This is a genomic window from Muricoccus roseus, assembly GCF_900141905.1.
GTDB classification, from domain to species: domain Bacteria; phylum Pseudomonadota; class Alphaproteobacteria; order Acetobacterales; family Acetobacteraceae; genus Roseomonas; species Roseomonas rosea.
In genome coordinates this window covers 1-8,566 of sequence record NZ_FQZF01000060.1, presented here as the reverse complement: position 1 = coordinate 8,566, position 8,566 = coordinate 1, and the positions used below count along the sequence as shown (strand labels likewise).

9 protein-coding genes are annotated in these 8,566 nt (G+C 69.8%); 1 reads left to right on the top strand and 8 read right to left on the bottom strand.

The features are described 5' to 3' along the window. Positions 1-88: 88 nt before the first annotated feature. The 7 genes from BUB97_RS26485 to BUB97_RS24870 form a co-directional block, all read right to left on the bottom strand. On the bottom strand, positions 89-229 hold the full coding sequence (locus BUB97_RS26485; RefSeq protein WP_175562742.1) for a hypothetical protein: 141 nt from the start codon (positions 227-229) through the stop codon (positions 89-91). Positions 230-366: 137 nt separating this feature from the next. Further along, positions 367-1,362 carry a nitrilase-related carbon-nitrogen hydrolase gene (locus BUB97_RS24895; protein ID WP_073140513.1) on the bottom strand — a complete coding sequence of 332 codons (996 nt, stop codon included), beginning with the start codon at positions 1,360-1,362 and terminating at the stop codon, positions 367-369. Next, entirely contained in the window at positions 1,355-1,975 is a 621-nt protein-coding gene (locus BUB97_RS24890) for a cation diffusion facilitator family transporter (RefSeq protein WP_073140510.1), read from the bottom strand. Before BUB97_RS24890 ends, BUB97_RS24895 begins: the two co-directional genes overlap by 8 nt. Further along, positions 1,972-2,709, bottom strand: a complete 738-nt coding sequence (locus BUB97_RS24885) for a cytochrome c biogenesis CcdA family protein (protein ID WP_456306348.1) — start codon at positions 2,707-2,709, stop codon at positions 1,972-1,974. Before BUB97_RS24885 ends, BUB97_RS24890 begins: the two co-directional genes overlap by 4 nt. 13 nt (positions 2,710-2,722) lie before the next feature. Beyond that, positions 2,723-3,241 (bottom strand): signal peptidase II, encoded by a 519-nt coding sequence (gene lspA, locus BUB97_RS24880; protein WP_073140507.1) that lies wholly within the window; start codon positions 3,239-3,241, stop codon positions 2,723-2,725. Further along, positions 3,234-5,423, bottom strand: coding sequence for a heavy metal translocating P-type ATPase (locus BUB97_RS24875; protein WP_073140522.1), 2,190 nt, complete (start codon positions 5,421-5,423; stop codon positions 3,234-3,236). Before BUB97_RS24875 ends, lspA begins: the two co-directional genes overlap by 8 nt. 23 nt (positions 5,424-5,446) lie before the next feature. Next, positions 5,447-5,695, bottom strand: a complete 249-nt coding sequence (locus tag BUB97_RS24870; RefSeq protein WP_083755472.1) for a heavy-metal-associated domain-containing protein — start codon at positions 5,693-5,695, stop codon at positions 5,447-5,449. 93 nt (positions 5,696-5,788) lie between these two features. Here BUB97_RS24870 and BUB97_RS24865 point away from each other — a divergent pair, with 93 nt between their 5' ends. Next, positions 5,789-6,199: a MerR family transcriptional regulator gene (locus BUB97_RS24865; RefSeq protein WP_073140505.1), complete on the top strand. Its 411-nt coding sequence runs from the start codon at positions 5,789-5,791 to the stop codon at positions 6,197-6,199. Between the two features lie 119 nt (positions 6,200-6,318). Here BUB97_RS24865 and BUB97_RS24860 read toward each other — a convergent pair whose 3' ends face one another. After that, positions 6,319-8,460 carry a heavy metal translocating P-type ATPase gene (locus tag BUB97_RS24860; RefSeq protein ID WP_217659759.1) on the bottom strand — a complete coding sequence of 714 codons (2,142 nt, stop codon included), beginning with the start codon at positions 8,458-8,460 and terminating at the stop codon, positions 6,319-6,321. Positions 8,461-8,566 lie beyond the last annotated feature (106 nt).

Below are 8,566 nucleotides of genomic sequence, written 5' to 3'. Positions count from 1 at the left end.
CCCCGACCATCCGGCCGGGGAGGTGAACAGACACGGGTCATTTCTCGGCGAAAACTTCGGCTCCTACAGGGTCAGCTCTCAGTGCAAATCAACACATTCGAATCCGAATGCTCAGATCATGCTCTAGCATCCAGTCCACGAGCGCGGTGATCTCGCCGGTGGCGATGAGCACCCACATCAGCAGGCCGGAGGCGAACTGCGCGACCCTGACGGTGCCGCAGGAGCTCATCTGGTCAAGGTTGCTGTGGCGTCCATCCAGGCTTTCAGGCCGACCTTGAAAGCGTCCCGGCCCTTGTCCGTCAGGGTGTAGACCTTTCGCTTGCGGCCGGAGACGACCTCGGCTTCGGGGGGGCACGCGGCCGTTGGCTACCAGTTGAAACCTGTGTCGGCCCCGGAGTGCAGTGGAACATGGCGGAAGCGGACCACCTGGGCTTCGTGGTTCGCCCGACACTGCGCGAAGATGCCTGAACAGCCGCGGGCACGGGCCAAGAGGCTGACGTTGATATCCGCGACAGCTATCCGGGCTCCGGGCTTGAACCGGGAGGTCTCTGCGAGAAGGACCCCGTTCTCATAGATCGAGGTCTGACCATCCCACGCGAGGTCGGTCGTCGATTCACCCTCGCCAGACGCCGTGTACAGATAGGCCGCCGTGCATCGCGCCGACTGAGCTTGGCACAGCATTCGCCGGGTGTCGGCTTTCCCGACTGTGATGTTGCTGGCCGACAGGTTCACCAGAACAGTCGCACCAGCCAGCGCCGCGATGGCGCTCGGCTGTATCGGCACCCACATATCCTCGCAAATCTCAGCGTGGAACACGAGCCCTGGGCGGTCCTCGGCCACGAAGATGAGGTCGGGGCCGAATGGCACGTGCTGCTCACCCAGGCGGATCATGCTGCCTTCCGTCCCTTGCCCGGACGCGAAGTAACGGCGCTCGTAGAACTCGCGGTAGTTTGGCAGGTGAACCTTCGGGACCACCCCGGCCACCCGCCCGCCATGGACCACCACTGCTGTGTTGTAGACGCGCCCCGCGTGGCGCAGTGGTGCTCCCACCACCATGACGGGCTGGATATGGACGGAAGCCTCCACAATACGCCTCAGGGCGGCCTCCGCAGCGTCCAGCACAACGTCCTGAAGGAAGAGGTCGTCAATGGAGTAACCGGTCAACGCCAGCTCCGGGAAGGCGACCAGGGACACCAATCGTGCGTCGCAGGCACGCGCGGTCGTCAGCAGGGTGTCCGCATTCACCTCCGGGTCGGCAATGCGAACAGGAGTCGTGCAGGCGGCGACCCTTACCTGGGCGTCCGGTCCGGATGGCCCGGTGCTCTGCCCCGGAGGCAGCTCTGGCTGAACGTTCTCAGTCATTGGTTGCCTCACGCAGATCCGTCCTGGCATCGCGGACGATCGACCATGCCGATTGCAGGAAAAGCCCGGCGATGACGACGGCCACGGCGAGATCCGGCCATGCAGTTCCGGTCCACCAGACGAGACCCGCCGCGACCACCACGGCGAGGTTGCCGATGGCGTCATTGCGGCTGAATAGCCAGACAGCCCGGACATTGGCGTCACCCTCCCGGTGCGGGATGAGCACCGCCGCGGAGGCGACGTTGACCACCAGTGCGACGGCGCCGAAGAGGCCCATCAGTTCGGCCTCGGGCTGGTTCAGCACCAGCACCCGGTAGCCAGTGGTGGCGAGCACGCCCAAGCCGAGCGCTGCGAGGAACAGTCCCTGGATGAGGGCGGACCGGGCGCGCCAAGCGAGGCTCCAGCCGATGGCCAGCAGGCCGAGGAAGCTGATCAGGCCGTCGCCAAGGAAGTCGAGAGCGTCCGCCTTCAACGCCTGGCTGCCGGAGACGAAGCCGCCGACCATCTCCACGAGGCCGTAGCCGACGTTGAGTCCCACGACGATCCAGAGCGCCCGGCGGTAGGCGGGCGTGATGTGGCCAAGGTCCCGGGGCAGATCGTCGTCGTCGCTCATCCTATGCGTCCGAGCCCCGGGAAGAGCTCGAGCATCAGGATGGCGAAGTCGGTCAGGTGGCCCGTGATCATGGCCGCCCCCATCACCACCATGACGCCACCCGCCACGATCTGAAGAACACGGCCGAGGCGCCGTAGGCTGCGGAACGGGCCGCGCAGGAAGGCGTCGGCGAAGGCGGCCACCAGCAGGAAAGGCACGCCCAGCCCGGCCGCGTAGGTGGCCAGGAGCACGATGCCGAGGTGGCTGATCTCGCTGGTGGCGGTCAGCGCCAGGATGGCGCCGAGCACCGGCCCGATGCAGGGCGTCCAGCCAAAGGCGAAAGCCAGCCCGAGCACATAGGCGGAGAGCGGCGTGCCGCCGCTGAGGGTCGGCATGAAGCGGAGGTCGCGTTGCAGCGGCATCAGCCGCAGGACGCCCGCGGTCATGAGGCCGAACAGGATGACCACCACGCCGCCCACGATCCCGGCCTCGTAGCGGTAGCGCAGCAGGGCTTGGCTCAGCGCCGAGGCGCCCGCGCCCATCGCCACGAAGACGGTCGCGAAGCCCAGAACGAAGCAGAGGCCGAGGCCGACCGTGGCGAGGCGACCGGGCGCCGCGCGTTCGGCGGCGACCGAGCGACCGGCGACGTAGGAGACGTAGCCGGGCACCAGCGGCAGCACGCAGGGCGAGAGGAACGAGACCATCCCGGCCAGGAAGGCTGTCAGGAGGCCGGACATCTGGAGGAGCGGGTTCACGGCGGTCCCGCCCTCAGGGTCGCGCCGCGGAGGTCGGCGCGCCCGCCGGGTCGCGCCTCCCGCCGACGAGGAGCAGGAGCGCGACGCCGACGAAGATCGCGGTGTCGGCGAGGTTGAAGGCGGGCCAGTGGTAGCCAGCCACGTGGAAGTCCAGGAAGTCCGTCACGGCACCGTGCCGCAGCCGGTCGACGACGTTGCCCAGGGCGCCTCCGACGATGAACCCGACCGAGGCCGCCATCCCCGGCCGCCGGTCGCGCGTCGTCCAGACGACGAGGCCCACGACGACGGCGAGCGCGAGGGAGGACAGGAGCCAGGGCGTCGCGGGGTGGTCCGCCGACAGCAGACCGAAGCTGACGCCCCGGTTCCATCCCAGCACCAGGTTGAAGAACGGGGTGATGGGGATGACGCGGGGCGGATCCATGAGATGGGCCAGCACCCACCACTTCGTCGCTTGGTCCAGCGCGAAGGCCAGCGCGGCCGCCGCCGCGCCCCAGGTCCAGGCGAGGCGCGCGCTAGGCAGGACCTCAGCCATGCGCCACGCTCTTGAAGCGGTATCCGAGCAGGCGCAGGGCGTTGAGGGTTACCAGCACCGTCGCGCCGGTGTCGGCCAGCACGGCGGGCCAGAGGCCGGTGATGCCGACCACCGTCGTCACCAGGAAGACCGCCTTCAGGCCGAGGGCGATGGCCACGTTCTGGTGGATATTGGAGAGCGTCGCGCGCGACAGCCCGACCAGGGCGGCCACATCCACGACGCGGCTGTTCAGCAGCGCCGCGTCGGCCGTCTCCAGGGCCACGTCGGTCCCGCCGCCCATGGCAATGCCGACTGAGGCGGCTGCGAGCGCGGGTGCGTCGTTGATGCCGTCACCGACCATGGCCACGGGCGCCTTTTCCTTGAGGGCGCCGATCTCCCGCAGCTTGTCCTCCGGCAGCAGCCCCGCTTTCACCTTGAGGCCGAGCGCCCCGGCGATGGCCTGACCCGTGCGGATGTTGTCGCCGGTCAGCATGACGGCCTCGACGCCGAGGGCGCCGAGCGCCCGGATGCCTGCGGCCGCGTCCGGCCGGGGCTCGTCGCGCACCGCGATCAGGCCGGTATGGGTGCCGTCCACGGAGACGACGACTACCGTCTTTCCTTGGTTCTCCCACTCGGCGACCGTCCGCGCCGCGTCGGCCGGGAGCGGCGCCTGCCCGGCGGCATGAGAGGGCGAGCCGACGGCCACGCGCTTGCCGGTCACGACCGCCTCAACGGCCTTGCCCGGGATGGCCCGCGAATCCTTGGCGGGGCGCAGTGGGATGCCATCGGCGTCCGCCCGCTCCAGGATGGCGCGGCCGAGCGGGTGGCTGGAGCCGTTCTCCACCGCGGCGGCGAGGCCGAGCATGGTACGCTCCGGGCCGGAGAGGGCGAGGAGGTCGGTCACGCGCGGGCGCCCTTCGGTCAGGGTGCCGGTCTTGTCGAAGGCGACGGCGCGGATCCGGCCGATGGTCTCCAGGGCGCCGCCGCCCTTCACCAGCAGACCCCGCCGGGTGCCGACGGCGAGGCCGGAGGCGATGGCCGCGGGCGTCGAGAGGACGAGGGCGCAGGGGCAGGCGACCAGCAGCAGTGCCAGGCCCCGGTAAATCCAGGTGTCCCAGTCTGCGCCGACGACAAGCGGCGGCGCGACGGCGACCAAGGCCGCTACGGCAACCGCGATCGGCGTGTAGACAGCCGAGAACCGCTCGATGAAGCGGGCGGTGGGCGCCTTGGCGTCCTGCGCCTCCTCCACCAAGCGGATGATGCGGGCGATGGTGTTGTCCGAGGCAGGCCGGGTCACGCGGACCTGCAGCGCGCTGGAGGCGTTAATGCTGCCCGCGAAGACGGAGGCGCCCTCGGCCTTAGGGACAGGGACGGACTCGCCGGTCACCGGGCTCTCGTCCACCTCGGACTCACCCTCGGCTACCTCGCCGTCGGCCGAGACGCGGTCTCCCGGGCGGATCAGGACGAGGTCACCGACCTTGAGGCTGGCGGCGGGCACCTCCCGTGCCGTGCCATCCTCGATGCGCAGCGCGGTCCTCGGCACCAGGGCGCCGAGCGCCTCGATGCCCGCGCGAGCACGCCCGGCCGCGACGTTCTCGAGCAGCTCGCCAATGGTGAAAAGGAACACCACCACGGCCGCCTCAGAGGTCGCGCCGATGGCGATGGCGCCGACGGTCGCGATCGACATCAGCATCTCGATGCTGAAGGGCGACCCGGCGCGTGCCGCGGCGATTGCCTTGCGGCCGAAGTAGACAAGGCCGAGCAGGGCGGCGGGCAGGTAGACCCAGTGGTCCAGGGCCGGGACAGCGAGCGAGACGGCAAACCCGGCCACCATAAGGGCGCCGATTGCCGCGGCGAGCCGCGCCTTTTTCCCCTTCCACCATGGCTGGCGTGGGCGAACGAGCGCCAGGTCGGCGGCGGCGCCAGGCTCGCCCGCGACCACCCGCGGCGCCTCGACGGGGGCGACGCCGTAGCCAAGCTTGCGGATCTGCTCCTCGACGGCCGAGCGCGGCGTGGCCGCCTCGTCCAGCCGGAAGGCCAGAACCTGGCTGTGGTAGTTGACCCGGATGTCTTCGGCCCCGCCGAAGCGGCCAACCGCCGTTTCGATTTTCGAGGCGCAGGACGGGCAGTCCATGCCCTCCACGTGGTATCGCAGGGCCGACCTGGACCCAGGGGCCAGTTGAGCCGTTCCGCCGTCAGCCATCGCCGCCACCCAGTCCTTGCCAGTCACGCCAGAGGCGCGACGCCGTAGCCGAGCTTGCGGATCATATCCTCGACGGCCGAGCGCGGCGTGGTCGCCTCATCCAGCCGAAACTCCAGGGTTTCGGTCTTGTAGTTGACCTGGATGTCCTCGGTGCCGCCAAGGTGCTCCACCGCGTCCTCGATCTTCAAAGCGCAGCTGGAGCAATCCATGCCGTCGACCCGGTAGCGCAGGTCCACCCGCGTCCCGGGCGCCGTGGTTTCGCTGTTGGCCATCGTTTGCCTTCCCTTCCAGGAATGTGCCCGCCGGTTGGCGCGCGGACAGAAGGCTCCCTACATGGACCCTGTAGCCACTACAGGGTCAAGGGAATGGTTGTGGAAAAGCCCCTGAACATCGGCGCCCTTGCTAGGGTGACCGGAACGAAGGTGGAGACCATTCGCTGGTACGAGCGGGTCGGCCTGCTCCCGGTGCCCGCCCGCAGCGCGGGGAACTATCGAACCTACGGCGAGCCGCACCTCGGCCGCCTGAGCTTCATTCGGCGCGCCCGGGACCTTGGCTTCTCGCTGGAACAGATCCGCGCCCTGCTTGACTTGGCCGAGGACCGCGAGCGCTCCTGCGACGCGGTGGACGTCATCGCCCGCGAGCACCTGGACGAGGTGGACCGGAAGATCGCCGACCTGCAGGCGCTGCAGCGGGAACTGGCCTCCCTCATCGGGCAGTGCCGTCACGGCAACGTGGCGGAGTGCCGCATCATCGAGGCGCTTGCCCCGCCGAAGTAGACGTGTTGGATGCGCGTTGTTCTCGATGAATGATCAGGCGGGCCAACAGATCGCTCCGGGCAGGCTGAAGGCCAGCAGCGTCGAGGCATCCCTTCCCGGCGCAGACATGCTGACGTCCCTCATGCCGAGGGCTTCCAGGCGAGGAGGCGCAGGGCATTCAGCGTCACCAGCACCGTGGCGCCGGTGTCCGCGATGATGGCGGGCCACAGCCCGGTCACGCCCATCAGAGTCGTCACGAGGAAGACCGCCTTGAGCCCGACGGCGATGGCGACGTTCGCTTTCACGTTGGCCATGGTGGACCGCGACAGGCTGACGAGTTCGGAGACGCCGGTCACGCGATCCTTCAGGACCGCTGCATCCGCTGTTTCCAGGGCCACGTCAGTGCCGCCGCCCATGGCGACGCCCACCGAGGCTGCCGCCAGCGCCGGGGCGTCGTTGATGCCGTCACCCACCATGGCCACGGAGCCGGACGACCGGAGGGCTCCAATCTCGCGGAGCTTGTCGTCCGGCAGCAGCTCGGCCTTCACGTCCAGGCCCAGCCCCTTGGCGATGGCCGCCCCGGTCCGGGCGTTGTCGCCCGTCAGCATCACGGAGCGGATGCCGATCCGCGAAAGGGCGGCGATGCCCTCGGCCGCGTCGCCCCGAGGCTCGTCACGGAGCGCCAGGACGCCCGCGACGGTGCCGTCCGCCAGGATCACGACGGCCGTCTTGCCCTCGTTCTCCAAGCGGGTGACCGCCTCGGCCAGTCCGCCGAGTTGGGCGCCCGCCTCCGCGGCGTGGCGCGGGCTGCCGACGCTGACCTTGCGGCCGTCGACCGTGGCGGTGACCCCCTTCCCGGGCACAGCAGCCTGGTCGGAAACGGGCGGCGTCGCGACGCCCCGCGCTTCCGCCGCGGCCACGACGGCCTTGGCCAGGGGGTGCGAGGACCCCTGCTCGACCCCGGCCGCCAAGGTCAGCAGGTCGGACTCGGAGGTTCCCTGCGCGGGCAGGATGTCCGTCACCTTGGGATGACCCTCGGTCAGCGTGCCGGTCTTGTCGAAGGCCACGGTCTTCGCCGCGCCGATCTCCTCCAGGGCGGCACCTCCCTTGATAAGCAGGCCGCGCCGGGCACCGGCGGACAGGCCGGAGGCCATGGCGGCTGGCACCGAGATGACCAGGGCGCAGGGGCAGGCGATCAGGAGGACGGCCAGCCCGCGGTAGACGCTGGTCCACCAGTCCCAGCCCAGCAGGAAGGGCGGGACGAGGATGACCAATGCTGAGACGAGCATCGCGCCCGGCGTCCACCAGGTGGAGAAGCGCTCGATGAAGCGCTGCGTCGGTGCACGGGAGGCGGTGGCCTCCTCCACCATGCGGATGATGCGGGCGATGGTGTTGTCGGTAGCGGCTCGGGTCACGCGCACCCGCAGGGCGCCGTCGGCGTTGATGGAGCCCGCCACGACCGCCTCGCCGGGGCCGCGGGACACGGGGATGCTCTCCCCGGTGACGGGGCTCTCGTCGAGCGCGGACCGGCCTTCCTCAATGGTGCCATCGCAGGGCACGCGGTCGCCGGGGCGGACCAGGACGAGGTCGCCGACGGAGAGCTGGTCGGAAGGCACCTCCTCGGTGGAGCCGTCCGCCCGCAGGCGCCGCGCCGTCCGAGGCATGAGGTTGGCCAGGGCCTTGATGCCCGCCCGCGCCCGCCCGGCCGCCACATTCTCCAGCAGCTCACCCAGAGCGAACAGCAGGACGACCACGGCAGCCTCCTCGGCTGCCCCAATGACGGCGGCGCCCGCCGCAGCGGTCACCATCAGGGTCTCGATGGAGAAGGGTGTCCCGGCCCGGGCCAGGGCGAAGGCGCGGCGGCCGAACGGAACCAGGGCCACGAGGGTCGCGGCCAGGAAGAGCGGGTAAGTCAGCCGGGCGGGAAGAACCAGCGACAGGGCATAGGCGCCGAGGACCAAGGCGCCGAGCAGCCAGACCAGGCGTGCCTTGCCCGTGGCGTACCAGGGCTTCGTGGCATCGGCCGGATTCTCGTGGTCGGCATGTGAATGGCCGAAGGTATCGCCGTGGCCATGTTCGCCGTGATCGTGGTCCGCTTGGTCATGCCCGGCATGGTCACGCTCCTCCGCGGCATGGGCGTGACCGTCAGCAGGAGCCACGACATCGTTCGCCGGGAGCGACCGAGCCGTGTAGCCGAGACCTGCCAGCGACTGCTCGATGGTGGTGGCGTCGGACGCGCCTGGCTCCAGCCGGACCGTCAGACGCTCCGCGATGAGGTTCACCGAGACGTCCTTGACTGTTGAGTTTCGCTGAGAACTGACCCGGGGTTTTCATCGAGAACTGACCCGTGCGGGGATATGTCCCGCGGGCTGTGGCCGCGGGTCAAGC